The organism is Gordonia sp. 852002-50816_SCH5313054-c (assembly GCF_001665925.1).
GTDB classification, from domain to species: Bacteria; Actinomycetota; Actinomycetes; order Mycobacteriales; family Mycobacteriaceae; genus Gordonia; species Gordonia jacobaea.
On the sequence record NZ_LZTE01000057.1, the window covers coordinates 35,958 to 59,888 of the forward strand.

A 23,931-nucleotide genomic window follows, 5' to 3' on the forward strand; every position below is an offset into this window, starting at 1 on the left:
CAATGGAGGCGTGCCCGGCCCGTCCTCCATCCTGAACCGCTTCACCGACCCCACGCGCCGGTGGTTCAGCGGCGCCTTTCCCGCGCCGACCCCCGCCCAGCAGGGCGCGTGGAAGGCCATCGCCGACGGCGAGAACACCCTGGTCATCGCGCCCACCGGCTCGGGCAAGACCCTCTCGGCGTTCCTCTGGGCACTCGATTCGCTCGCCGCCCGCCCCGAGCGGTCCAAGGGCACGCGCGTCCTCTACATCTCGCCACTCAAAGCGCTGGCGGTCGACGTCGAGCGCAACCTGCGCGCGCCGCTGGCGGGCATCACGCGCGCCTCGCAGGATCTCGGTGTCACCGAACCGTCGATCACCGTCGGCGTGCGCTCGGGCGACACCCCCGCCACCCAGCGTCGACTCCTCGCCAAGACCCCACCCGACATCCTCATCACGACGCCCGAATCGCTCTACCTGATGCTGACCTCTTCGGCACGGGAAGCGCTCACGACGGTCGAGACCGTGATCGTCGACGAGGTGCACGCCGTCGCCGGGACCAAACGCGGCACTCACCTGGCGCTGTCGCTCGAACGCCTCGACGAACTCCTCGACTCCCCGGCGCAGCGCATCGGACTCTCGGCGACGGTGCGCCCACCCGAGCTGGTCGCCGAGTTCCTTTCCGGCTCCCGCCCGTGCACCGTCGTGCGCCCGAAGGCGTCGAAGACCTTCGACCTCCGCGTCGACGTCCCGGTACCCGACATGGCGAACATCCCACCGCCACCCGACGCACCGGACTCGGACGAGCTCGACGACGCGTTCTCCCCGACGGCGGGTTCGCTCTGGCCCTACGTCGAGGCGTCGATCGTCGACCTCATCGAGACCAATCGCACGACCATCGTGTTCGCCAATTCCCGACGGCTCGCCGAGCGCCTGACCGCGCGGCTCAACGAGATCCACGAGCAACGCACCGAGCCCGGCCGCGAACCGCCACGCAACGACCGCGCCGGCGGCGGCGCGCCAGCAATGGTCATGGCGTCGGGAGCCACCACCGGCGCAGCGACCGTCCTGGCCCGCGCGCACCACGGCTCTGTTTCCAAGGAACAGCGCGCCGAGATCGAAGACGACCTCAAGAGCGGCCGCCTACGCTGTGTGGTCGCGACGAGTTCACTCGAGCTCGGCATCGACATGGGCGCCGTCGATCTGGTGATCCAGGTCGAGACACCACCGTCGGTGGCCAGCGGGCTGCAGCGGATCGGTCGCGCAGGCCACCAGGTCGGCGAGATCAGTCAGGGTGTTCTGTATCCCAAGCATCGCACCGATCTGATCGGCTGCACGGTCGCCGTCTCGCGGATGCGTGCGGGCGCGATCGAAGAGCTGCAGGTGCCGCGCAATCCACTGGATGTGCTTGCGCAACAGACGATCGCCGCGGCCGCTCTCGATGTGCTCGACGTCGACGAATGGTACGGCGTCGTCCGCCGCGCCGCGCCGTACCGGGAGTTGAGCCGGTCGATCTACGAGGCGACCCTCGACCTCATCTCGGGTCGCTTCCCCTCCGACGAGTTCGCCGAGCTGCGTCCTCGTGTCACCTGGGATCGTGATGCGGGCACGCTGACCGGCCGCCGTGGTGCGCAGCGGTTGGCGGTCACCTCCGGCGGCACCATCCCCGACCGTGGACTCTTCGGCGTGTTCATGGTCGGCGAAAAGTCCAGCCGCGTGGGCGAACTCGACGAGGAGATGGTCTACGAGTCGCGCGTCGGTGACGTCTTCGCGCTCGGCGCGACGAGTTGGCGGATCGAGGACATCACCCACGACCGCGTGCTGGTCTCACCCGCGTTCGGTCAGCCCGGGCGCCTCCCGTTCTGGATCGGCGACGCACAGGGCCGCCCGGCCGAACTGGGCGCGGCCATCGGGAAATTCGTCGGCTCCGTCGCCGACGAGTCCGAACTCGACCGTCAGGCAACCGAACTCGGACTCAGTGAATACGCACGCGACAACCTCGCGTCGATCATCTCCGAGCAGCGCGACGCGACAGGACAACTACCGACCGACCGCACCCTGATCATCGAACGGTTCCGCGACGAGCTCGGCGACTGGCGCCTGATCCTGCACTCCCCCTATGGTTTACGCGTCCACGCGCCGTGGGCATCGGCGATCTCCGCCCGCCTACAGGCCACCCTCGGACTCGACGGCGCCGTCACCGCATCCGACGACGGCATCATCGTGCGCCTCCCCGACACCGACGACGAACCGCCGGGCTCCGCGGTCTTCGTCGTCGATCCCGACGAGATCGAACAGATGGTCACCGACGCACTCGCCGACTCGGCGATGTTCGCCTCCCGCTTCCGGGAGTGCGCGGCCAGAGCACTGCTACTCCCCCGCCGGGACCCCGGCCGGCGGGCCCCGCTGTGGCAGCAGCGTCAACGCAGCGCCCAATTGCTCTCCGTCGCATCGCAATTCCCCGACTTCCCGATCATCCTCGAGACGGTTCGCGAGTGCCTACAGGACGTGTACGACCTTCCGTCGCTCACCGACCTCCTCACCCGCATCCGCTCGCGACGTATCCGACTGATCGAGGTCGAGACGCCCGAACCGTCGCCGTTCGCGGCATCGCTGCTGTTCGGCTACGTCGGAGCATTCATGTACAACGACGACGCCCCGCTTGCCGAGCGTCGTGCCGCGGCACTCTCCCTCGACACCGCGCTCCTCGCGCAACTCCTCGGGCGCGTCGATCTGCGCGAACTGCTCGATCCAGCCGTCATCGCCGCCGTGGTCGCACGGCTGCAACGCCTCGATGAGCACCGCAAGGCACGCGACGCCGAGGATATCGCCGACCTACTGCGGTGGCTCGGTCCTCTGACCACCGAAGAGGTGGCCTTGCGGTATCGACGCGACGACGACAGCCCTGCGGCGCTCGACATGCTGACCGAGTTGCATCGACGCGGCGCGATCATCTCGGTGAGCATCCGCGGCGTGCCGCTGTGGGCGGCGGTCGAAGACACCGCACGCCTGCGCGACGCTTTGGGAGTTCCTGCGCCACTGGGCGTTCCGGCAGCGTTTACCGAGTCGGTCCCCGATCCCGTCGGCGATCTAGTTCATCGGTACGCACGAACCCATGGCCCGTTCACCGTCGACGAGGCCGCCGAGTCGATCGGAATGGCACCGGCGGTGGTGCGCGACACGCTGATTCGCCTGGCGGCCGAACGCAAGGTCGTCGAAGGCGACTTTTTACCCGCCACCGACGACAATCCCGACGGCAGCCCCGCATGGACCACGCAGTGGTGTCACAGCGACGTCCTCGGGCAGATCCGACGTGGCTCGCTCGCGGCAAGCCGCGCCGATGTCGCGCCTGTCGACGGACCGACCTTCGCCCGATTCCTCGGAGCCTGGCAGCACGTCGCCGACGACGAAAGACTCACCGGCGTCGACGGACTCGCGGCAGTGCTCGACCAACTGGCGGGCCATCAGCTTCCGGCGTCGGCGTGGGAGTCGCTGATCTTGCCGAGCAGGATCAGCGACTATCGGCCCGCCATGCTCGATGAACTCCTCTCCAGCGGCGACTTCATGTGGGCGGGGCACGGCCGGATCGGCTCGACCGACGGCTGGATCAGCTTCTTCCCCGCCGACCTCGCACCGCTGTTCGTACCGACCGAGGTCGAGATCGACACCACCGAGATCCACACCCGCCTTCTCGAGACCTTCGGCACCGGCGGCGGACTGCGTTTTGCCCAGCTACTCGACGACGCCTCGACTCAGAGCGCATCATCGCCGGGCGCCACCACGACGCGCCAGCAGGTCGAGGACGCCCTGTGGGACCTCGTCTGGGCCGGCCACGTCAGCAACGACACCTTTGCACCGGTCCGTGCGTTGCAGACTCCTCGTCGTACCTCGTCGTCGAGTCGGGCAATGCCGTCACACCGATCGCGCGGCCAGGCCCCGCGCCTGCGGCCCGGACGGCTGAGCACGCGGCATCTCCTCTCCCAGACAGGCGGCGCCGCGACGCCCTCCACGGCAACCGGCCGTTGGTTCGCAACGCCGGGTGCGCTACTCGAGACAACCGTCGCGACGCAAGCCCTGTGCGACCAATTACTCGCCCGCTACGGGGTTGTCACCAAGGGCAGCGTGACGGCGGAGGACGTCGTCGGAGGTTTCGCACGAATCTACAAGGCACTCAACATCTTCGAAGACAGCGGCCAGGTGCGACGGGGTTACTACGTCGACGGCCTCGGCGGCGCACAGTTCGCGGGCACCTCCACCGTCGACCAATTACGCCGCCACGCACTGACCGACAGTGCGCCGGGCAGTCATCGAGCTCCGAACACCGCGACGGTCCTGGCCGCCACCGACCCGGCCAATCCGTATGGGGCAGCACTCCCCTGGCCCGAGACGGCGCCCGGCGCAGGCGGGCACCGACCGGGGCGCAAACCGGGCGCCCTCGTATGTCTGGTGGAGGGCGAACTCTTGGCGTTCGTCGAGCGCGGCGGGAAGACCGTGTTGACCTTCAGCGACGACGTCCCCGCACTGGAGACCATGGCGGCGGCGCTCGCCGACGTCGTGCGGGCCGGACGTGTCGCCCGCCTGACCATCGACTCGATCGACGGCGTCACCGCGCTGCGCTCCGAACTGCAGCAGGTCTTCGTCGGCGCAGGTTTCGCGACCACGCCCCGTGGCCTCCGAATGCGATACGGACAACATGCCTGAGGGCGATACCGTCTACCAGGCAGCCGACCGTCTCCGTCGCGCATTCGACCAGACCACGTTGGAGCGCACCGACTTTCGCATCCCGTCGCTGGCCACCACCGACCTGCGGGGCGGACACGTCGCCGCGGTTCGCTCCCGAGGCAAACACCTTCTCATCGACGTGGTGCCGGCACTGGGGACCGCGACGTCGGCGCCCGACGGCGTCAGCATCCACAGCCATCTGAAGATGGAGGGCGTGTGGCACGTCCATCGCGTCGGCACCAGATGGCGCAAACCCGCCTTCCAGGCGCGAATCGTATTGCAGGCCAACGGCTACGAGGCCGTCGGATTCGAACTCGGGATTCTTGAGCTGCTCCCTCGTGCGGCCGCCGACCTCGACTACCTCGGACCCGACCTTCTCTCCGACGACTTCGACGCCGCGCGCGCCGTCGCCAACATCGAGGCACACCCGGACGCGAAGATCGGCGAGGCGCTCCTCGAGCAACGGCTCATGGCAGGCGTCGGCAACGTGTACCGGTGTGAGGCATGCTTTCTTCGGGGCATCCGACCCGACCGACTCGTCGCCGACGTCGACGTGCCGCCGCTCGTCGACCTGTGTCGAAGAATGTTGTGGGCCAATAGGCTTCGCACGGCGCGCACCACAACCGGTCGCACCGGACACAATGCGCGCACCTGGGTGTACGGACGAATCGGCCAACCGTGCCGACGATGCGGAACGCTCATCGCCCGCGAGTTCTGGCGTGATCGGCCGGACTCGACCAGGGAGGATCGGGTCGTGTACTACTGCCCTCGCTGCCAGACCTAAACGTCAGACAGGCGACTACGACGTCCGAGCCGACGTGGCGACGACGCTCAGACCGGATACCGCTCCGGCTCCGGGCCGAACTCGAAGCGGCGGGCGCTGACCTCGTCGGGGACGATCTCGATGTAGTTGTACTTCAGCGTCGGGATCAATGGCCGCAGCGGGGCCTCGTCGGCCTTGGCGATCTCGGCACCGGTGCTCAGGATTCGCGCCGACCCCTTGACCACGACACTCCACCCACCGTCGTCGTTGTAGGCATCGGCCTCGAAGGCCACCTTGCCGTTGACGGCGAGTTCGGCGAGCTTGGTGCCCTCCGCTGTTCGCATCAACACGCGGCCGTCTCCGGCGAAGTAGTTGATGGGAAAGATGTCGGGCTGTCCCCCGACGCTCAACGCGATCCTTCCGACGTCGGAGCTGGCGAGCAGCGCCCATGCCTCGTCGACGGGAAGCTCGTGAATGGGATTGTGCACCATGGCGTCTCCTCTGCTCATATTTTCATTGTCACGCCGCCGAGGTTACCGAGCGAAGGGCATTTGGTCCTGAAAGGAAAATGCGCGATCAGTCCGGAACCGGCACGGGTTCGAGGATGTCCACCCGCGACTCCGGTGCGGCGGCGCGTAGTGCGTCGGCCGACTCGTCGTCGGGTTGCTGTTGTGAGGCGATCTCCGCGGCGACCCGCGCCTGGTAGGTCTCAACCTCGAAAGCGACCTTCTCGGGACTCCAGCCGAGAACCGGCGCGACGAGGTCGGCGACCTCCTGGGCGCAGTCCACACCGCGATGTGCGTACTCGATCGAGATCCTGGTTCTGCGCGCCAGGATGTCCTCGAGGTGCAACGCTGCCTCGTCGACGGCCGCGTACACGATCTCTACGCGCAGATACTGCGGCGCGGCCTCGAGTGGACGCAACAGCGACGGATCGTCCGCGGCGTAGAACAGCACGTCGTCGATCAGCGATCCGTACCGGTTGAGCAGCCGGCGGACACGATAGGGATGCAGCCCGTACTTCTCGCCGAGCGACTCACACTGGTTGATCAGCGCGAAGTAGCCGTCCGCACCGATGAGCGGGACACGCTCGGTGATCGACGGTGCAACGCGTGTCGGGATGAAGTCGACGCAGGCATCGACGGCGTCGGCGGCCATTACGCGATACGTCGTGTACTTGCCCCCGGCGATCGAGATGAGTCCCGGTGCGACCTCGGCCACCGCGTGCTCGCGGGAGAGCTTCGACGTCGCCTCGTCCTCGCCCGCGAGAAGTGGGCGCAGGCCGGCGTAGACGCCTTCGATGTCGTCGTGACGCAGAGGCGTCACCAGCACCTCGTTGACGCGTTCGAGGAGGTAGTCGATGTCGGCGCGGGTCGCAGCGGGGTGTGCGAGGTCGAGGTGCCAGTCGGTGTCGGTCGTCCCGATGATCCAGTGCGTCTCCCACGGGATCACAAACAACACCGACGACGCGGTGCGCAGAATGATCGCCGTCTCGCTCACGATCCGATCGCGCGGCACCACGATGTGTACGCCCTTGGACGCCCGCACCTTGAACCGCCCACGTTGCTTGGACAGTGCGCGCACCTCGTCGGTCCACACGCCTGCCGCATTGATCACGCAGTGCGCCTTGATCTCGGCTGTCTCACCGTTCTCGGTATCGCGGACGCGCACGCCCATGATGCGGTCGGCATCGCGCAGAAATCCGACCACCTGAGTCGAGGTGCGGATCACCGCACCGTAGTTTGCGGCCGTGCGCGCGACGGTGAGACTGTGCCGGGCGTCGTCGACGACGGTGTCGTAGTAGCGGATGCCGCCGATCAACGAATCGCGCTTCAACGCGGGCGCCACGCGGAGCGCGCCCGACCGGGTGACGTGCTTTTGGCCCGGTACCGATTTGGCGCCGCCCATCGTGTCGTAGAGGAAGATTCCCGCGGCGACGTACGGGCGTTCCCAGACGCGATGCGTGAGCGGGTAGAGGAACGGCAACGGCTTGACCAGGTGTGGGGCCAAGAGGCTGAGCGAGAGTTCACGTTCGTGGAGCGCCTCGCGCACCAATCCGAACTCGAGTTGTTCGAGGTAGCGCAGTCCGCCGTGAAACATCTTCGACGACCGACTCGACGTACCCGAGGCAATGTCACGCGCCTCGACGAGCGCGACCCGCAGTCCCCGCGTCGCGGCGTCGAGAGCGGCTCCGACTCCGACGACACCACCGCCGATGACGACGATGTCGAACTGTTCGGTACCCAACCGACGCCACGCCTGCTCGCGGTAGAGCGGCCCGAGGTCGGCAGGTCGGTCCGGATTGAACTCCGTCTCCATGAGCCGAGACTAATCGACACCTCGAGGGTTCACCCGTCATTGATCCGGCGCGTGGGCACCCGATCAGGTGAACTCGACCAGCACGCCGACGACACCCGCGCTGCCGCCCAGTGCCACCGACGCCTCGTACACCGCTTCACGTATTCGACGTCGAGCGGCAATGTCCGGGTCGAAAACTATTGCCAGACAAGTCAATCCGCGGGCGGCACGGAAATGGACACGTTGCGTGAACACGTCGCCGACACGGTGTGCGGCGAGACCGTCGATATCGCGCTGCATCAACGCGGCGTCGAGTCGCTTGCGGGTGTCCATCGACACCCGACGAGTGGCCTGCCACTGGGTCATCGCGTCGAGTACCGATTCGACCCCACCGATGTCGGTGACATCGACGACGACGACAGCCAGCCGGGCAAGAGCATCGTCGACAACGTCGTCGGCAATGCGGTCGGCGAGACCGCGGACGTCTGCCGACAGCCTGTCGATCCGACCGGGCGCGGCGTGCGGGGTCATCGGCCCCCGCCCCGCTCACGAGAGGACTCGGCGCCCGAGCGCGCGTCGGATCGCTGTGCATCGACCTTCGGTTCGGCAGCAGTGGTATCGGCAGCGGGATCGAGCGGCGGCATCGACTGTGGCGTCCAGTCGCCGATCACCGGAGGACCGACGAGCGGGAGGTCTCCGACGATCTCCTCGCCGTGCTCACGGGTGTTGAGGTAGCGGGCCGACTGGTGTTTGTCGTCGCCGCGGTCACGCGCACCGCCGGCCGACCCCGGCGGCATCGCGGAGGTGGGACCGGTCCGCATTGCGGGTCCCGCGCTCGGAGTCGCCGACGTTGCGGGCGTCGACGGCGCGGCCGCCATCCCCGGCGGTCGCGACGCGCCGAGGGAGGGTGCAAGCGCACTTCCCGAACCGACGCCGATGCCCTGACCCGTACCGAGACCCGACGATCCGCCGCGACCTGCGCCGAGCGAGTCCGATCGCCCGGAGTCCGCCGCACCGCGTGCGCCGACACCGTTCGCCGGTGAGGCCGCCGTGGTGTCCGCTGAGGAGTCGGCGTTGCCGAGGCCGCCCCGAGTGAGCCGGTCGGCATCGGCGTCGCCCGTGCCAGCGGCCGACGTGCCCGCGGCGCTCGAGGGTGCGCCGGGGCCGGCGCGACCGGCACCGGGTGACGCAGTCGACGGTGTCGGTGACGAGGTCGTCGCGCCGCCACCCGCCCCCGGTCCGGCAGAGCCATTCAGATCGGAATCAGCGATGTTGCCCGACTGCCCGCGCCCCGAATCCACGCCCGTACCCGCGGCCACACCCTGACCCGAGTCGCTGCCGGTGATCTGATCCGACGACGCGGCCGGAAGTTCCGGCAGCCACGTCTGGACGCTGATCATCGGGTTTGTATACACGCCCTCCATCAGCGACACGACCTGCGCGCGCAGCGTCGACGCGTCCTCGGGATGCGCGCGGATCTGCGCGGCCGCATGCCTGACGGCACCGGCCTGCTGCGAGGTGTTGGCGAGAACGCTGCGGGCTTGTGCGAGCGCGTCGATCGCCGGCCGCACGGACTCGGCTGCCGTGGTGATGACGTTGCCGACGCCCGCACCCGCCGCGCTGCTGCCCTCGGCGGCACGCCCGAGCATCGTGTCGTCCCCGAAGGCGCTCGTCAGACTCTCCACAACCTTGCTCACGGCGTCGAGCGCGGCTTGAATCGCTTTCGCATCACCACTGGCTGAGCTGTCGGTAATGCTCTCGATCTTCGCCAGGATCTCGGAAACACTCATCGACGCCCACGGGGTACGCCCGTCGCTCGTCGCGTGAGAACCCCCGGGCGTGAGCAGATACGCGTTCCGAGAGCCGGTGGCACTGACCTCCGCCGACGCATCGGGGGAATGCGAGAAAGACTGACCCGGCACGCGGACCTCCCCCGTCAGTAGTCGCTCGATCTCGCCGAAGTCGAAGAGTACCGCGACATCGACGCGTCCGACCGGGGATCCTCACGCCTGTGCACTAACTCCGGACCGCGGCGAGCGACTCAGTCGAGGTCGTCGTGCCGCACGAGCTGCCGAGCGGCCTCGGTGATCGAACCCGACAGCGAGGGATAGACCGAGAGGGTCTGGGCGAGATCGCCGACGGTCAGCTTGTTCTGCACGGCCAACGCGATGGGAAGGATCAACTCCGACGCCGTCGGTGCGACCACCACGCCACCGATCACGACACCGGTCGCGGGGCGGCAGAAGATCTTGACGAAACCTCTCCGCAGACCGCTCATCTTGGCGCGCGGGTTGGTGGAGAGCGGCAGCATCACGGTGCGCGCCGGGTACTCGCCTGCGTCGATCGCCTGCTGCGAGACACCGACGGTGGCGATCTCCGGACGCGTGAAGATCGCGGAGGCAACGGTTTTCAGCTTGATCGGGCTCACGCCCTCGCCGAGCGAGTGGTACATCGCGATGCGCCCCTGCATGGCGGCGACGGAGGCGAGCGGGAACAATCCGGTGCAGTCGCCCGCCGCGTAGATTCCCGGCACAGAGGTGCGCGACACCCGGTCGACGGTGATGTAGCCGCCCTTGTCGGTCGCGACTCCCGCCCGATCGAGACCGGTGTCCTTCGTGTTGGGGACCGAACCGACGGTCATCAGCACGTGCGATCCGGTCACCGTGCGGCCGTCGGCGAGGTACACGGTCACGGAGTCGCCGGTGCGTTCCACCTTGTCGGCACGCGCATGTTTGACCAATTCGACGCCGCGCTCGGCCAGCGCATCCTCGAGGACCAGCGCTGCGTCTTCGTCCTCGCCCGGCAGCACGCGATCGCGGCTGGAGACGAGCGTCACCTTCACGCCGAGTTCGGTGTAGGCGTGCACGAACTCGGCACCGGTCACACCCGAGCCGACGACGACGAGATGCTCCGGCAGCTTCTCGAGGTCGTAGAGCTGGCGCCACGTCAGGATGCGGTCGCCATCCGGTTTGGCGTCGGGAAGTACCCGCGGCGACGCGCCCGTCGCGATCAGGACGACGTCGCCGTCGTAGTGCTCAGTGGTGCCATCCTGCAGCGTGGCGACGACACGATGCGACGCGATCCCCGGGTGCGTCTCCTCCAGTGATGCGTAGCCGGACACGAGTGTCACGCCCTCGCTGAGCAGCCGGTCGCGGATATCGGCTGACTGCGCGAACGCGAGGTCGCGGACGCGCTGGTGAATCTGCGGCAAGGTGACCAGTGCGTCGTCGGTACGCAGGTTGATGCCCAGGTCGATGGCCCGTCGAACCTCGGTTCGGATGCCGGTCGAGGCAATGAAGGTCTTCGACGGCACGCAGTCCCACAGCACACACGCGCCGCCGATGCCGTCGGAGTCGATCACGGTCACGTCGGCGCCGTACGCTGCCGCGACCAGCGCGGCCTCGTATCCGGCGGGGCCACCGCCGATGATCACGATCCTGGTCACAGAGCACACTCCTGTTCGGCGAGAGGGGCCATCGGGCACGGCACATACAGGCGCCGCTCAACACCTCCAACCTAGTCCCACCCGGGCGTCCACGCCGTCACGGGGCGAGTCGCGTCGCTCACCGTCCGCTTTCGTGACGGGCCGCGACCATCTAGAGTTTCCCGACGTGCCGATATATGCCGCGTACGGGTCCAACATGAGTCCGGACCAGATGACCGAGCGCGCACCGCACTCCCCGATGTCGGGGACCGGCTGGCTGCGCGGTTGGCGACTCACCTTTGCCGGCGCCGACATCGGCTGGGAGGGTTCGCTCGCGACAGTCACCGAGGACCGCGACGACCCCGAGGCCCAGGTCTTCGTCGTCCTCTACGACGTCCCCGACGAGGACGAGGCAACCCTCGACCGTTGGGAGGGCTCAGAACTCGGCATCCACCGCAAGATCCGCGCCCGCGTCGACACCGCCGACGGACCCGTGCTCGCGTGGCTCTACGTGATGGACGCCTTCGAAGGCGGACTCCCGTCGGCACGCTACCTCGGCGTGATGGCCGACGCGGCCGAAAGCGCAGGCGCCCCAGCCGATTACGTACAGGACATCAGGTTGCGCGAAGCGCGCAACGTCGGACCGGGACCCGGCCCGATCGATTCCTGAGAGGCCCCGGCGGGGCATCACCTCGGTCGGCGTCGACTCAGGCTATGTCGAGCACGACGCCCGCGAGGGTGCGCACGCCGACCTCGAGCGCGCGCTCGTCGAGGTCGAAGTTGGGTTGGTGCAAGTCCATCTGCGGCCCCATCCCGTCCCACACACCGAGCCTGCCCATCGCGCCCGGCACGTGCTCGAGATACCACGAAAAGTCTTCTCCGCCAGGCGATTGCGGGGTATCCGCGATGGCCTGGGGTCCGAGTGCCGATACCGAGGTCGCCAACATCGCGATCGCGGTCTCGTCGTTGACGACCGGCGGCACTCCGCGAAAGTAGGACAGGTCGTACGACACTCCGAGCGGGCCGAGTAGTTGCCCGACGACGCTGCGCACCAACGGTTCCAACTCACCCCATGTGGCGTGATCTCCGGTGCGGACGGTGCCTCGAAGCATGCCCTCCTGCGGAATCGCGTTGGGCGCGTTGCCCGCATGCGCCGCACCCCACGCCATCACCGTGCCCGAGCGTGGGTCGACCCTGCGCGACAGCACACCGGGAAGTCCGGTGATCACCGTGCCCATCGCGTACACGATGTCGCCGGTGAGGTGCGGGCGCGACGTGTGCCCACCGGGCGAATGTATCTGCAGCTCAATGTGATCCGCTGCAGATGTCAGTGCGCCTGCACGGAGGCCGACGGAGCCGACGGGAAGTCGCGGATCGCAGTGCAGCGCGAAGATCCGACTGACGCCCTCGGTCACTCCGGCGGCGACGGCGTCGAGCGCACCGCCCGGCATGACCTCCTCGGCGGGCTGGAAGATCAGTCGCACACCGACCGGTAGCGACGGGACGGCCGCGAGCAGCCGGGCCACCCCGATCAGGATCGCGGTGTGCGCATCGTGGCCGCACGAGTGCGAGACACCCTCGACGGTGGAGGAGAACGGCAATCCGGTGTGCTCGGTGATGGGCAGCGCGTCCATGTCGGCACGGAGCGCGATGCGCTGACCCGTCGTCGGGCCGAGATCGCAGACCACCCCGGTTCCCAGCGGAAGACGCGTGGGGTTCAGGCCCACTTCTCCGAGTAGCGCCATGACCATCTCGGTGGTCTTGACCTCTTGCCGCGACAACTCGGGCTGCTGGTGGATGGCACGCCGCCAACCGACGACGTCGGCGCGATGAGCCGCCCACCAGTCGTCGATGATCGACGCGCCGTCGCTCATAGCAGCGCGGCAGGCGTCGGGGCGACGAGATCGGCGAGAAGGTGCTGCCGCAGAGCTCGCTTGACGTTGGCAAGATTGGGCCCGGCGACCGCCGTGCGCTCAGCGGCCACCTCACCCGCCCGCGTCAGTAGCTCGTCCGCCGACACGGCGTCGTCGACGATGCCCGCTGCCACGGCGTCGGCCGCACCGTAGCGGCGGCTGGTCAGCATTGCCTCTGTGGCAGTGCGATCCGGCAGTCGTGTGGTGAGCAGGCCGGCCATCCCGCGCGGGAACGGCATGTTCAGTGCGGCCTCAGGGAGCGACCAGAAGCCGCGTTCGGTGCGCATGACCGCGTAGTCGGCGCACAGCGCGAGCATGGCGCCGGCGCCGAAGGCGTGACCGTTGATCGCTGCGACCGTCGACTGCGGAAGCGTCAGAACCTTCGCGTAGAGCGCATGCACCCGGTCGAGGTAGGCGGGCAGCTCGGATGCGTTGGCGAAGACGAAGTCGGTGTCGAGTCCGTTGGTGAAGAACTTGCCTGTTGACGTGATCACCAGTGCCTTGTCCGGACCCGCGGCGATCTCGTCGAGCAGACCTTCGATCGCGTCGAGCCACGCAGGGCTGAACCGGTTCTCGGGATTGTTCTCGTCGAGTTCGACACCCGGCGACCCGAGGTACAGGTAGGCGATATCGGGATTCTCGGACTGCGCAGCGTCAGACAGATACGGCATGGGTTGACCTTATCGCCTGGTCACACGCGGCACGCAGGATGCCCCTAGTGTGATGCCCATGGATCCCACCGTCGACGCCGACGCCGCGGCCATCTCCGCGGCCGCGACCATCGCAGCCGAAACCGATGCCTCAACGCACGACGTCGCGGTCGTCCTCGGGTCCGGCTGGGCTCCGGCGGCGGAGGCATTCGGCGCACCGATCGCGTCGGTGCCGATGGCCCACATTCCCGGCTTCCTGCCGCCGACGGCAGCGGGACACGGCGGCGTCATTCATTCGGTGCGGATCGGGAACTGTCGAGTCTTGTTGATGCTGGGCAGGATTCACGCCTACGAGGGCCACGACCTCGCCCGCGTCGTACACCCGGTACGCACCGCAGCGGCGGCCGGCGCGCGCACGATCGTGCTGACCAACGCGGCGGGCGGCCTACGAGACGACATGTCCGTCGGCCAACCGGTCCTCATCAGCGACCACCTCAACCTCACCGCGCGTTCGCCGCTTGTCGGTGCGCAGTTCGTCGATCTGGTCGATGCCTACTCGCCCCGGCTGCGCGGCGTCGCCCGCGGTATCGAGCCGTCGCTTGCCGAGGGCGTGTACGCCGGACTACCCGGGCCCCACTACGAGACCCCGGCGGAGATCCGCATGCTCCGCACCATCGGCGCCGACCTGGTCGGTATGTCGACGGTCCACGAGACGATCGCCGCACGGGCCGCGGCGATGGAGGTTCTCGGGATCTCTCTGGTCACCAACCTCGCGGCCGGCATCACCGGAGAACCGCTCAGCCACACCGAGGTACTCGAGGTGGGGCGGGCGTCTGCGGCACGAATGGGCACGCTGCTCGCCGCGATCATCGAAGAACTCGGCACCGCGTGAGCGACGGAGTCGGGGACGTGAGCGACGGAGTCGCGGACGAGCGGGTTGCCGCATGGATCGCCGCCGATCCAGATCCCGCAACCCGGGCCGAACTGACCACAGTCGACGACGCCGACCTCGCCGAGCGTTTCGCAGCACCGTTGCGATTCGGTACCGCGGGACTGCGCGGCCCGGTGCGCGCGGGCCCCAACGGCATGAACGTCGCGGTCGTCACCCGAGCGACGGCGGGCCTTGCCGCGTGGCTGATCGAGCACGGACACGGTGGCGGTTCAGTCGTGGTCGGTCGTGACGCCCGCCATGGTTCCGAGCCGTTCGCCGCAGCGTCGGCACAGGTCCTCGCGGCGGCAGGCTTCCGCGTCGTCGTCGTTCCGGCGCCGGGCCCGACGCCGCTGGTGGCGTTCGCGTGCCGCGATCTCGACGCCGTCGCGGGGGTCCAGATCACGGCATCCCACAACCCACCCGGCGACAACGGCTACAAGGTCTACCTCGCCGGGGGCGCACAGATCGTTCCGCCCGCCGACGGTGAGATCGAGGAGCTCATCGCGGCATCACCCGACGCCGTCGACATTCCCCGCCAGCCCGTCGTGCACGACCCGCGTGCCGACGAGGTCGTCGGCCGCTACCTCGATCGCGTCGGCAGGCGTTTCCCGACCGTCGCCGACACCTCGTTGCGGATCGCACTGACTCCGATGCACGGCGTCGGCGGTGCGATCGCCGTCGACGCCCTCGCGCGTGCAGGATTCACCGACGTCCACGTCGTCGACGAACAGTTCCAACCCGACCCCGACTTCCCCACCGTCGACTTCCCCAACCCCGAGGAGGCAGGCGCGAGTGACCTGCTGCTCGCGCTCGCCGAAGAGGTCGACGCCGACATTGCGATCGCGCTCGATCCCGACGCCGACCGGTGCGCCGTGGGCACGCGCGTCGAGGGCACCTGGCGGATGCTCACCGGCGACGAGACCGGCGCGCTGCTCGGCTCGTTCATCCTCTCCGACGGTGCGGCAGGCCCCGACGGAGAACCCCCGGTCGTTGCGAGCACGCTGGTGTCGAGCAGTCTGCTGGAGAAGATCGCCACGCGTGCGGGCGCCCACCATGTGACGACGCTGACCGGCTTCAAATGGCTTGTGCGCGCCGGAGAACCGCTGCGATACGCCTATGAGGAGGCGATAGGGCACTGTGTCGACCCCGACGCGGTGCGCGACAAAGACGGCATCAGCGCGGCGGTGGCATTGGCCGTATTGGCCGACCGCTGTCGCCGCGACGGCCGCGGTGTGGCGCACCTGCTCCTCGAGCTGTACGAGACACACGGCGTGCATGTGACGCGCCAACACTCGGTGCGCGTCGACGACACCACGGTGATCGCCGCATTGATGGAGCGGCTACGCACCGCGCCGCCGAGCACACTGGCCGACATCGCGGTGACGGCGGCGGACTACGCCCGACGCAGCGACAGTCTGCGCACGGATCTGATCGCGTTGCGCGGCGTTGCGGGCGACGGAATGTCGGTACGGGTGATGGCACGCCCGTCCGGCACCGAGCCGAAACTCAAGTACTACATCGAAATGACGACACCTCCCGATTTCGTGGTGTCGGCAACACAATCGGCGGCGCCGACGACATACGGTGCAGATACCCGCGCACTTGTTCATCTGCTCGACGACCTGACGCTGCGTGTCGCGGCCGAACTCGCCGAGTACGGCCGCACCTGATCGACACCAGAGGTCCGTGACGGGTCACCGACGGAAGGAATGCTCCGCATGACCTACCCCCAGCAGCCCCCGCAGCGGTCGCCGTGGTCGTCTCCGGCGGTGATCATCGCGATCGCGACGGGAATCCTTCTCGTCGTCGGAGTTGTACTGGCCGCGTTGATCCTGCTCCCCCGTCTCGAAGGCGACGACTCGAACTCGGCGGCGGCGTCGAGTTCACCTGCACCGACGTCCGGGGCACCGGGCAACGTCGGACCCGCGACCACCACGGCAGGCTCAGGTGGCGCCCAGAACGGCACTCGCCCTCCCGAAATCCAGAACAAGAATCCCCAGAACAACGGCACTCAGGACACAGACAGCCCTACGACCCCGCATGCCACCCCCGACATCTCTGGAACCGACTGGCAGGGATTCACCGCGGGTCCACGGTGCAACGCGGCCGACGACCCGGCGATGGTGATCGCTGCGACCAATCGCTCGCAGATCGTGATCTGCCAGGTGGGTTCGCAGGCCGGACGCTGGTACTACAAGGGATACGCCGAGGGGAACTCCGTCGAAGTCGGCTATCCGACTCGCAGCGGCGACACCTATCGAGCCACCAACGGCAACGTGACCTACGTCGTGGGGCCAAGCCAACTCGATATCGAGAAGAACGGCGAGACCATCGCCACCGAGCCGATGAATGCGTACTGGACCGCATCCTGAACTGCGCTCTCCCCTGTACCCCGTGACGGGGCGTCGGCGTCGCTGGATTACAACTGACGGGTGAGTTCATCCACCGACGCGCCAGTCCTGAACGCCTCATCGGTCGACGTCGTCCGCGGGGGACGGAAGCTGCTGCATGACGTGAGCCTGTCGGTCTCTCCGGGCGAGCACTGGGCGCTGTTGGGACCGAACGGGGCGGGCAAGTCGACGCTGATGGCAATCCTGGGCGCGCGCAGCCACCCCACCACCGGAACTGTCGATGTGCTCGGTCGTCGGCTCGGTCGGGTCGACATGCGCGAACTGCGAACTCACATCGGTCACGTCGATCCGCGCTGGCGCATCGACGTACCGATCACCGCGCACGACGTCGTGCTGACCGGTCTGACCAACACCCCGGAACTCGACCGCCGCCACGCCTACACCGACGACGAGCATCGCCACGCCGACGATCTGCTCGACATGCTCGGCATGAGTGCCCGACGCGACTCCGAATGGCCGGTGATGAGCCAGGGCGAGCGCGGTCGCACGCTCATCGCGCGCGCTCTCATGCCGCGTCCTGCCCTGTTGCTGCTCGACGAGCCCGCAACCGGCCTCGACCTCGCCGCCCGCGAGCGTCTGTTGTCGGCGATCGACCGCCTGCGCTCAGACGTCGACCGCCTTGCGAGCGTGCTGGTCACCCATCACCTCGAGGATCTGCCGAGTTCGACGACGCACGCTATGCTGCTCCGCGCTGGCGAGGTGACGGCGTCGGGACCGGTTGCCCAGACGCTGACCTCGGAGGAGATCAGCGCCTGCTTCGACCATCCGGTCTCGGTCCGACGCCACGACGGCCGCTGGTCGGCGACCGCCGCGTAGCGCGCCTTGGCGTGAAACCCAGGCGTCGAATCTCCCGACTCCGAACCGTGCCCTCAGCGCGGCCCGAACTGGCGGTCACCCGCATCGCCGAGACCGGGCACGATGTAGGCGGCCTCGTTGAGTCCGTCGTCGACCGATGCAACCACAAGACGCACCGGATGCCCTGAATCAGCCAGTGCAGCAACACCTTCCGGTGCCGCGACGACGCAGACCGCGGTGATGTCGGTCGCGTTGCGTGCGACGAGGAGTTCGATCGTGTGCAGCATTGATCCGCCGGTGGCCAGCATGGGATCGAGGACGAACACCGGGAATCCGGACAAATCATCGGGCAGCGATTCGAGGTACGGCACCGGCTGAGCGGTCTCCTCGTCGCGCGCGATACCCACGAATCCGACGTGCGCCTCGGGCACCATCGCGAGGGCCTGATCGACCATGCCGACTCCCGCACGCAGGACCGGTACGAGCAGCGGCGCACATTCCAGCCTCGAACCGGTGTAGGGCTGCAACGGCGTCTCGATCTCGACGACCGCAGATTTCGCAGAGCTCAATGCCTCGTACACCAGCATCTGCGTCAGACTCGACAGTGCCGCACGGAATCCCGCGTTACCGGTCGTCTTGTCGCGCAACGTGGTGAGCCGGGCCGCGGCAAGCGGATGTTCGACGATCTGTACCTGCATGCGGATCACTCTAGGGCGCGTCCACCGTCGGTGCGCACTTGTCCGGCAGCCACGAGAACGCAAATTCGATGGAACCGATCGTGGCTTCTCGCCGTCTCAATTCGCATGACGGACCTCACCTCCTATCGCACCTCCCTCGACACCGCAGCACTCGCCGCACTCGAGACCGCCGCACTCGATGCCTACGCGGGCACCCAGCGCGCCGCGGGGCACCGTGTCGCCGCACACGCGACCGCCGGCCGGGCCGACCTCGCGGCACTGACACCGACGTTCGGGGTGATCGGAGCCGACTTCCTCGCGGCACTGTCAGCGACGATGCAGGCCCGCGCCGAGCGACTCGACTCCATCGCCGTCGCACACGATCGAATCGGTACCAACACGACGACCGCCGCCGTCGCCTACTCCGACGCCGACACCGCGAGCGCCTCCGACATGGGGCTGCGCCTGCCATGATCACCGTCGACATCCTCATCGCACCCCTGCGAATCCTGATCACCGCACTCGGCACCGGTGTGCTGCCCGCCGAGAATCCCGCCACGATGATCCGATCGGCGAGCACCGACCTCGACGAGGTGCGTCGAACATCAGCGGCGGCAACGTCTGCCGTGCAGAACGAGTGGCGCGGAATCGGGTCAGGTGGCGCGGCAGCGGCAGCCGACCGCATTGCGCGCACCTCGACCACAGTCGACGACGACGGACGGCAGATCGCCACACTGGTGGAAACCGCAAGTGCTCGAATCGAACTCGCCGCCCGACAACTGCGCGAGCTCGTCGATTCGTTCGAGCGCGCTGCCATCGCGATGGGTCCCGCGCTGTCGACGCCGGCGGGCCTGGCGGCCATCGTGCCGGTCGCCGTCGACCACGTGCAGCGCGGGCTGTCGATCGTGTCGCGTGCGCAGACCGACCTCGCCGACGACACCAGGACGATGTCCGAACTCGGCCGTCACGAGGCACCGGCGGAGGTCGGCTCGCAACCCGTGGCGAACACAGCGTCGTCGCCGACGGGCAAGGGCGTCGCGGTCACGCTCCCCGACGGCTCGGTCGCGTACGCACCGAACGAACGCGCGGCCGCCGCGGTCCGTGCAGCGCTGAGCCAGCAGGGCGTGCCGTACGTCTGGGGTGGCACCACACCCGACGGCTTCGATTGCAGCGGATTCACCCAGTGGGCATACCGACAGGCGGGCGTCGAACTTCCTCGACTGGCGCAGGAGCAAGACACCGCAGGTATGGCGGTCACGCAAGATCAGTTGATGCCCGGCGACCTCGCCGTGTGGGACGGGCATGTCGCGATGTACATCGGCAACGACCAGCTCGTGGAGGCCGGCGACCCGGTGGGCGTTTCCCCGTTGCGGACCACCAACGCGGGGCAGGGATTCCAGGGCTTCTTCCGGCCGAAGTGATCGGGGCGGACGGGGCAGGTATCGAGTTCACAGTGATCATCGCTACGCTGTTGCCTCATGGCCGGAGACATCGTTCCCATCGAACTCGGACTCACCAACGGAAACGGTTTCACCCTGTGGGCGCCACGCTGGCGTGAGGGCGACGACGAGTGGGAGGCATTCCTCGGACTCGACGATGACCTGTACGTATTCCCCGGCGTCGCCGAGCTCGTCGGCTTCGTCCGCACCGACACGGACAACGATCTCATCGAGCACCCGGCGTGGGACACCGTCAAGCAGCTCTCGGCCGACGAACTGATCCCCGACGACCGCCACACCTACGATCTCGTCGGTGTGCCGGAGCTCGCAGCAGAAGACCCGACACCCGAGGTGATCGCCGAACTCGAGGACGCACTCGAGATCGTGCGCATCCTCGGCGAGGTCTGCGAACTGATCACCGTCACCAAGTTCTTCAACGGCAACCCGATCCTCGGAGCGGTGACGACCGGTACCCGCAATTTCGAGGGCCGCGACGGCGTCGACCTGTGGGTCCGCATCGGGCGTCTCATCGCCAAGCACTGGGACGACGTCCTCGACGCCATCGATGACGTCATCAAGACCCCCGACGTCGACGCTGCGGCCGTCACGGTCGCCGCCGATGAACTCGAAGCCGCGGCGTCGGCCGAGGACGAGGACGAGCCCGACGACGACATCGACCTGCTCGACGACGACTCCGAAGACGCCGAGGCTGCTGCGGTTGTCACGGCCGCGACGGGCGCCGACGAGTCCGCGGACGACGACGAAGACGACCTCGATGACATCGACGACGACGATTTCTGGGCGGGCGTCGGCATCGACCCGATCAAGATCGTCACCGGAACCGGCGAATACCTCTCGCTGCGCTGCTACCTCGGAGACGACCCCGTGTTCCTCGGTGCACGGGGCAGGATCTTCGTGTTCACCTCGCCGCGCACGCTGTCGAAATTCCTCGCCGAGAACAACGACCACGATCTCACCGACGTCTCCACGTTCACCGACGTCCGCACCGAGGCAACCGATGGGGCACTCGAGTTCGACGTCATCGACGACAACGTCTACGTGCTGCCCGGCCTCGCAGAGGACATCCTCGACGGCCCGCGCCGCATCGACCGCAACCAGCTCGACCTCGCCGTCGAATTGTTCTCCGACGCAGCCGATTACGCCGACGACGACGCAGTCTCGGAGGCCTTGGCGAGCACGACCCCGCTCGGCTGGTTCGTCGACTACGCGATCAACCCGGACCCGAAGCGGTTGGCACCCTCGGCACCGTTCGACAACGAGGCCGAGGCGTGGCGCGCACTCGAGCACGATTTCGAGGACCGCCTGGAGATCAAGCGCTGACGAGTCCATCCCGGATGCGGCCCGACGTCTGAGTCAAGCTCGACGTCGTGCCGCACGGTTGAGCCGAGTCAGCCGATCAGGACCGCGTAGCCGGGCTTGATCACCTCGTCGATGAACGCGAGGCGTTCGTCGAAGTGGATGAACGCCGACTTCATCGCATTGACGGTGAATCGCTCGAAATCGGCCCAGCCGTAACCGAATTGCTGCGCGAGCCGATAGAACTCCTTGCTCATCGTCGTGTCGCTCATCAGCCGGTTGTCGGTGTTGACGGTGACCCGGAATCGCAGCCGCGCGAGCGCATTGAACGGGTGATCGGCCATCGAGGCGACCGCGCCGGTCTGCACGTTCGAGCTCGGGCAGAGTTCGAGCGGAATCCGCTTGTCGCGCACCACATTAGCGATCTCTCCGAGTTCTGCACCGGCGAACGACGACGCTGCGAGGTCGACGCCGTCGGGCAGGGTGATGTCGTCGATCACCCGCACCCCGTGGCCCAGTCTGTCCGTGCCGCAGAACGCGATCGCCTCGTGGATGGACGGCAGCCCGAATGCCTCGCCGGCGTGGATGGTGAAGGGTGCACTGTTGGCGCGCATGTACTCGAATGCGTCGAGATGGCGAGTCGGCGGGTTGCCCGCCTCCGCACCTGCGATGTCGAATCCGACGACGCCCTCGTCGCGATAGCGCACCGCGAGTTCGGCGATCTCGCGTGCACGCGCGGCGTGACGCATCGCGGTCACCAGGCAGCGAACCGTGATCGGTCGTCCGCCCGCAGCGGCGACCGCCTCACCCTCTGCGAAACCGCGCAACACCGCCTCGACGACCTCGTCGAGCGTCAGCCCTCGCTCGAGGTGCTGCTCGGGGGCATAACGGATCTCGGCATACACGACACCGTCGGCCGCAAGGTCTTCGACGCATTCTCGGGCCACGCGCTCGAGCGCAGATGCCGTCTGCATCACGGCAACGGTGTGTGCGAAGGTCTCCAGGTATCGCTCCAGTGACCCGCTGTCCGCGGCCTCCCGGAACCAGTGCGCAAGCGAGTCGGCGTCGGTGGCGGGGAGGTCGTCGTAGCCGACCTCGGTGGCGAGTTCGAGCACGGTCGACGGTCGGAGCCCACCGTCGAGATGATCATGGAGCAGGACTTTCGGCGCGAGCGCGAGGGTGCTCAGGTCGAGCGGCTGCCCTCCGGCGACAGTCAGACCCGTTTCCGATGTCGCGCCGTCCGCTGCTGTCGTCACACTGTCGGTCACTGCACTGTCGGTCACTGCACTCTCCGTCGCTGGCGTCATCAGTCGAACCTAACGCGATCGAGCACGATTGGTCGGGGATGCGGCGGTGGATCCGGTGAGATCACGGTCGCGTCGGTGAGCCTCGCCCGCGCGGCGTCGAATCGTTCGGGCGTCTGCGTGTGGAGCGTGAACAGCGGTGAGCCCGCGCTGATGCGGTCGCCTGGCTTCGCGTGCAACACGACTCCGGCGCTCGCCTGGACGGCTTCGCCGGGTCGCGACCGTCCGGCGCCGAGCAGCCACGCGGCGTCACCGACCGCCCGCGCGTCGATCCGGTGAACGTAACCGGACGCCGGTGCGGGCACGTCGTCGGTGTGCGGCGCACGCGGTAGTGGGGCATCCGGATCGCCTCCCTGCGCGGCGATCATGGCGCGCCAGGTGTCCATCGCGCTGCCGTCGGCCAGTGCGGTTGCCGGGTCGGCGTCGGAAACGCCTGCGGCGTCGAGCATTTCACGCGCGAGCGCAATCGTCAGTTCGACGACGTCCGACGGTCCTCCCCCGGCGAGCACCTCCAGCGACTCCGCGACCTCGACCGCATTGCCCGCGGTCAACCCGAGTGGGGCGTCCATGTCGGTGAGTAACGCCGTGGTCCGCACGCCGGCGTCGACGCCGAGCGACACCATCGTCTCGGCGAGTTGCCGCGCGAGGGCCTCGTCGGGCAGAAATGCCCCCGACCCCACCTTGACGTCGAGGACGAGTGCGCCGGTGCCCTCGGCGATCTTCTTGCTCATGATCGAGCTGGCGATCAATGGGACGGACTCGACGGTCCCCGTCACGTCGCGCAGCGCGTAGAGCTTGCGGTCGGCGGGCGCGAGGTCGGCGCCCGCGGCGCAGATCACCGCTCCGACGTTCTCGAGCTGCGCGTGCATCTCGGCAGTCGTCAGGTCTGCCCGCCAGCCCGGGATCGATTCGAGCTTGTCGAGCGTACCTCCGGTGTGGCCGAGGCCGCGCCCCGACAGTTGGGGCACCGCGACGCCGAAGGAGGCGACCACCGGAGCCAACGGCAGGGTGATCTTGTCGCCGACACCGCCGGTCGAGTGCTTGTCCACGGTCGGCAGCACCGCGCCGCCACGACGGAGTCGGGAGAAGTCCATTCGGGTGCCGCTGTCGATCATGGCGCGGGTCCAGTCGTCGATCTCGCGACGCGTCATTCCCCGCAGCACGATCGCCATGAGCAGCGACGACATCTGCTCGGGCGCGACGTCGCCGCGCGTGTAGGCGTCGACCACCCAGTCGATCTGCGGCGTGGTGAGCTCTGCGCCGTCGCGTTTGGTTGCGATGACCGACGTCGCGTGAATGTGGTCGCTCAT

General features: G+C 68.0%; 20 protein-coding genes. 10 read left to right on the forward strand and 10 right to left on the reverse strand.

From position 1 onward, the window contains the following. Nucleotides 1-10 precede the first annotated feature (10 nt). Nucleotides 11-4,678 (forward strand): ATP-dependent helicase, encoded by a 4,668-nt coding sequence (locus A5788_RS13555; protein ID WP_064868803.1) that lies wholly within the window; start codon nt 11-13, stop codon nt 4,676-4,678. Then, entirely contained in the window at nt 4,671-5,483 is an 813-nt protein-coding gene (locus A5788_RS13560) for a DNA-formamidopyrimidine glycosylase family protein (protein ID WP_064868737.1), read from the forward strand. The genes A5788_RS13555 and A5788_RS13560 overlap by 8 nt, the downstream gene beginning before the upstream one ends. Nucleotides 5,484-5,530: 47 nt before the next feature. Here the strand turns inward: A5788_RS13560 and A5788_RS13565 are convergent, their stop codons facing one another. The 5 genes from A5788_RS13565 to A5788_RS13585 all read right to left on the reverse strand — a co-directional run bounded on the left by A5788_RS13565 (nt 5,531) and on the right by A5788_RS13585 (nt 11,205). Beyond that, nucleotides 5,531-5,953, reverse strand: a complete 423-nt coding sequence (locus tag A5788_RS13565) for a pyridoxamine 5'-phosphate oxidase family protein (protein ID WP_064868734.1) — start codon at nt 5,951-5,953, stop codon at nt 5,531-5,533. An 85-nt stretch (nt 5,954-6,038) separates the two neighbouring features. After that, on the reverse strand, nt 6,039-7,781 hold the full coding sequence (locus A5788_RS13570) for a glycerol-3-phosphate dehydrogenase/oxidase (RefSeq protein ID WP_064868731.1): 1,743 nt from the start codon (nt 7,779-7,781) through the stop codon (nt 6,039-6,041). A gap of 63 nt (nt 7,782-7,844) precedes the next feature. Next, on the reverse strand, nt 7,845-8,291 hold the full coding sequence (locus A5788_RS13575; protein ID WP_064868728.1) for a hypothetical protein: 447 nt from the start codon (nt 8,289-8,291) through the stop codon (nt 7,845-7,847). After that, nucleotides 8,288-9,682, reverse strand: a complete 1,395-nt coding sequence (locus A5788_RS13580; RefSeq protein WP_064868725.1) for a hypothetical protein — start codon at nt 9,680-9,682, stop codon at nt 8,288-8,290. The genes A5788_RS13575 and A5788_RS13580 overlap by 4 nt, the downstream gene beginning before the upstream one ends. Before the next feature lie 119 nt (nt 9,683-9,801). Further along, nucleotides 9,802-11,205 carry an NAD(P)H-quinone dehydrogenase gene (locus tag A5788_RS13585; RefSeq protein WP_064868722.1) on the reverse strand — a complete coding sequence of 468 codons (1,404 nt, stop codon included), beginning with the start codon at nt 11,203-11,205 and terminating at the stop codon, nt 9,802-9,804. Between the two features lie 166 nt (nt 11,206-11,371). On the opposite strand from A5788_RS13585, the gene A5788_RS13590 reads away from it, so the two are divergent. Further along, nucleotides 11,372-11,854, forward strand: coding sequence for a gamma-glutamylcyclotransferase (locus A5788_RS13590; RefSeq protein WP_049699792.1), 483 nt, complete (start codon nt 11,372-11,374; stop codon nt 11,852-11,854). Between the two features lie 37 nt (nt 11,855-11,891). On the opposite strand, the gene A5788_RS13595 is transcribed toward A5788_RS13590, so the two are convergent. Beyond that, nucleotides 11,892-13,058 (reverse strand): amidohydrolase, encoded by a 1,167-nt coding sequence (locus tag A5788_RS13595; protein ID WP_064868719.1) that lies wholly within the window; start codon nt 13,056-13,058, stop codon nt 11,892-11,894. Next, a complete protein-coding gene (locus A5788_RS13600) occupies nt 13,055-13,768 on the reverse strand; it encodes an enoyl-CoA hydratase/isomerase family protein (protein WP_064868716.1) in 714 nt (237 codons plus the stop codon). Before A5788_RS13600 ends, A5788_RS13595 begins: the two co-directional genes overlap by 4 nt. Nucleotides 13,769-13,826: 58 nt before the next feature. Here A5788_RS13600 and A5788_RS13605 point away from each other — a divergent pair, with 58 nt between their 5' ends. Genes A5788_RS13605 through A5788_RS13620 form a run of 4 tightly spaced genes read left to right on the forward strand, consistent with a single transcriptional unit; the run spans nt 13,827 to nt 17,905 of the window. Next, complete coding sequence (locus A5788_RS13605; RefSeq protein WP_064868713.1) at nt 13,827-14,639, forward strand: purine-nucleoside phosphorylase; 813 nt, start codon at nt 13,827-13,829, stop codon at nt 14,637-14,639. A gap of 17 nt (nt 14,640-14,656) precedes the next feature. After that, the gene (locus tag A5788_RS13610; protein WP_064868800.1) at nt 14,657-16,348 is read left to right on the forward strand and encodes a phospho-sugar mutase; all 1,692 of its coding nucleotides are present in this window, start codon (nt 14,657-14,659) and stop codon (nt 16,346-16,348) included. A 48-nt stretch (nt 16,349-16,396) separates the two neighbouring features. Continuing rightward, entirely contained in the window at nt 16,397-17,050 is a 654-nt protein-coding gene (locus tag A5788_RS13615) for a hypothetical protein (protein WP_049699794.1), read from the forward strand. A gap of 60 nt (nt 17,051-17,110) precedes the next feature. Then, complete coding sequence (locus A5788_RS13620) at nt 17,111-17,905, forward strand: ABC transporter ATP-binding protein (protein WP_064868710.1); 795 nt, start codon at nt 17,111-17,113, stop codon at nt 17,903-17,905. A 53-nt stretch (nt 17,906-17,958) separates the two neighbouring features. Here A5788_RS13620 and upp read toward each other — a convergent pair whose 3' ends face one another. Beyond that, nucleotides 17,959-18,582, reverse strand: coding sequence for a uracil phosphoribosyltransferase (gene upp / locus A5788_RS13625; RefSeq protein WP_049699795.1), 624 nt, complete (start codon nt 18,580-18,582; stop codon nt 17,959-17,961). A gap of 105 nt (nt 18,583-18,687) precedes the next feature. On the opposite strand from upp, the gene A5788_RS13630 reads away from it, so the two are divergent. Genes A5788_RS13630 through A5788_RS13640 form a run of 3 tightly spaced genes read left to right on the forward strand, consistent with a single transcriptional unit; the run spans nt 18,688 to nt 21,341 of the window. Further along, nucleotides 18,688-19,035 carry a type VII secretion target gene (locus A5788_RS13630; RefSeq protein WP_064868706.1) on the forward strand — a complete coding sequence of 116 codons (348 nt, stop codon included), beginning with the start codon at nt 18,688-18,690 and terminating at the stop codon, nt 19,033-19,035. Continuing rightward, nucleotides 19,032-19,982, forward strand: coding sequence for a C40 family peptidase (locus A5788_RS13635; RefSeq protein ID WP_064868703.1), 951 nt, complete (start codon nt 19,032-19,034; stop codon nt 19,980-19,982). The genes A5788_RS13630 and A5788_RS13635 overlap by 4 nt, the downstream gene beginning before the upstream one ends. A gap of 57 nt (nt 19,983-20,039) precedes the next feature. Further along, the gene (locus A5788_RS13640) at nt 20,040-21,341 is read left to right on the forward strand and encodes a hypothetical protein (protein ID WP_064868700.1); all 1,302 of its coding nucleotides are present in this window, start codon (nt 20,040-20,042) and stop codon (nt 21,339-21,341) included. Between the two features lie 68 nt (nt 21,342-21,409). Here the strand turns inward: A5788_RS13640 and A5788_RS13645 are convergent, their stop codons facing one another. Together A5788_RS13645 and A5788_RS13650 are read right to left on the reverse strand one after the other, a co-directional pair. Next, on the reverse strand, nt 21,410-22,624 hold the full coding sequence (locus A5788_RS13645) for an adenosine deaminase (RefSeq protein ID WP_231894100.1): 1,215 nt from the start codon (nt 22,622-22,624) through the stop codon (nt 21,410-21,412). Then, a complete protein-coding gene (locus tag A5788_RS13650; RefSeq protein ID WP_064868697.1) occupies nt 22,624-23,931 on the reverse strand; it encodes a thymidine phosphorylase in 1,308 nt (435 codons plus the stop codon). The genes A5788_RS13645 and A5788_RS13650 overlap by 1 nt, the downstream gene beginning before the upstream one ends.

Bases quoted from the DNA above. Each gene is read 5' to 3' on its own strand.
- A5788_RS13560 (WP_064868737.1), top strand. From the start codon at position 4,671: ATGCCTGAGGGCGATACCGTCTACCAGGCAGCCGACCGTCTCCGTCGC.
- upp (WP_049699795.1), bottom strand. From the start codon at position 18,582: ATGCAGGTACAGATCGTCGAACATCCGCTTGCCGCGGCCCGGCTCACC.
- A5788_RS13615 (WP_049699794.1), top strand. From the start codon at position 16,397: ATGACCTACCCCCAGCAGCCCCCGCAGCGGTCGCCGTGGTCGTCTCCG.
- A5788_RS13640 (WP_064868700.1), top strand. From the start codon at position 20,040: ATGGCCGGAGACATCGTTCCCATCGAACTCGGACTCACCAACGGAAAC.
- A5788_RS13635 (WP_064868703.1), top strand. From the start codon at position 19,032: ATGATCACCGTCGACATCCTCATCGCACCCCTGCGAATCCTGATCACC.
- A5788_RS13605 (WP_064868713.1), top strand. From the start codon at position 13,827: ATGGATCCCACCGTCGACGCCGACGCCGCGGCCATCTCCGCGGCCGCG.
- A5788_RS13645 (WP_231894100.1), bottom strand. From the start codon at position 22,624: ATGACGCCAGCGACGGAGAGTGCAGTGACCGACAGTGCAGTGACCGAC.
- A5788_RS13600 (WP_064868716.1), bottom strand. From the start codon at position 13,768: ATGCCGTATCTGTCTGACGCTGCGCAGTCCGAGAATCCCGATATCGCC.
- A5788_RS13630 (WP_064868706.1), top strand. From the start codon at position 18,688: ATGACGGACCTCACCTCCTATCGCACCTCCCTCGACACCGCAGCACTC.
- A5788_RS13565 (WP_064868734.1), bottom strand. From the start codon at position 5,953: ATGGTGCACAATCCCATTCACGAGCTTCCCGTCGACGAGGCATGGGCG.
- A5788_RS13570 (WP_064868731.1), bottom strand. From the start codon at position 7,781: ATGGAGACGGAGTTCAATCCGGACCGACCTGCCGACCTCGGGCCGCTC.
- A5788_RS13650 (WP_064868697.1), bottom strand. From the start codon at position 23,931: ATGAGCGACCACATTCACGCGACGTCGGTCATCGCAACCAAACGCGAC.
- A5788_RS13595 (WP_064868719.1), bottom strand. From the start codon at position 13,058: ATGAGCGACGGCGCGTCGATCATCGACGACTGGTGGGCGGCTCATCGC.
- A5788_RS13575 (WP_064868728.1), bottom strand. From the start codon at position 8,291: ATGACCCCGCACGCCGCGCCCGGTCGGATCGACAGGCTGTCGGCAGAC.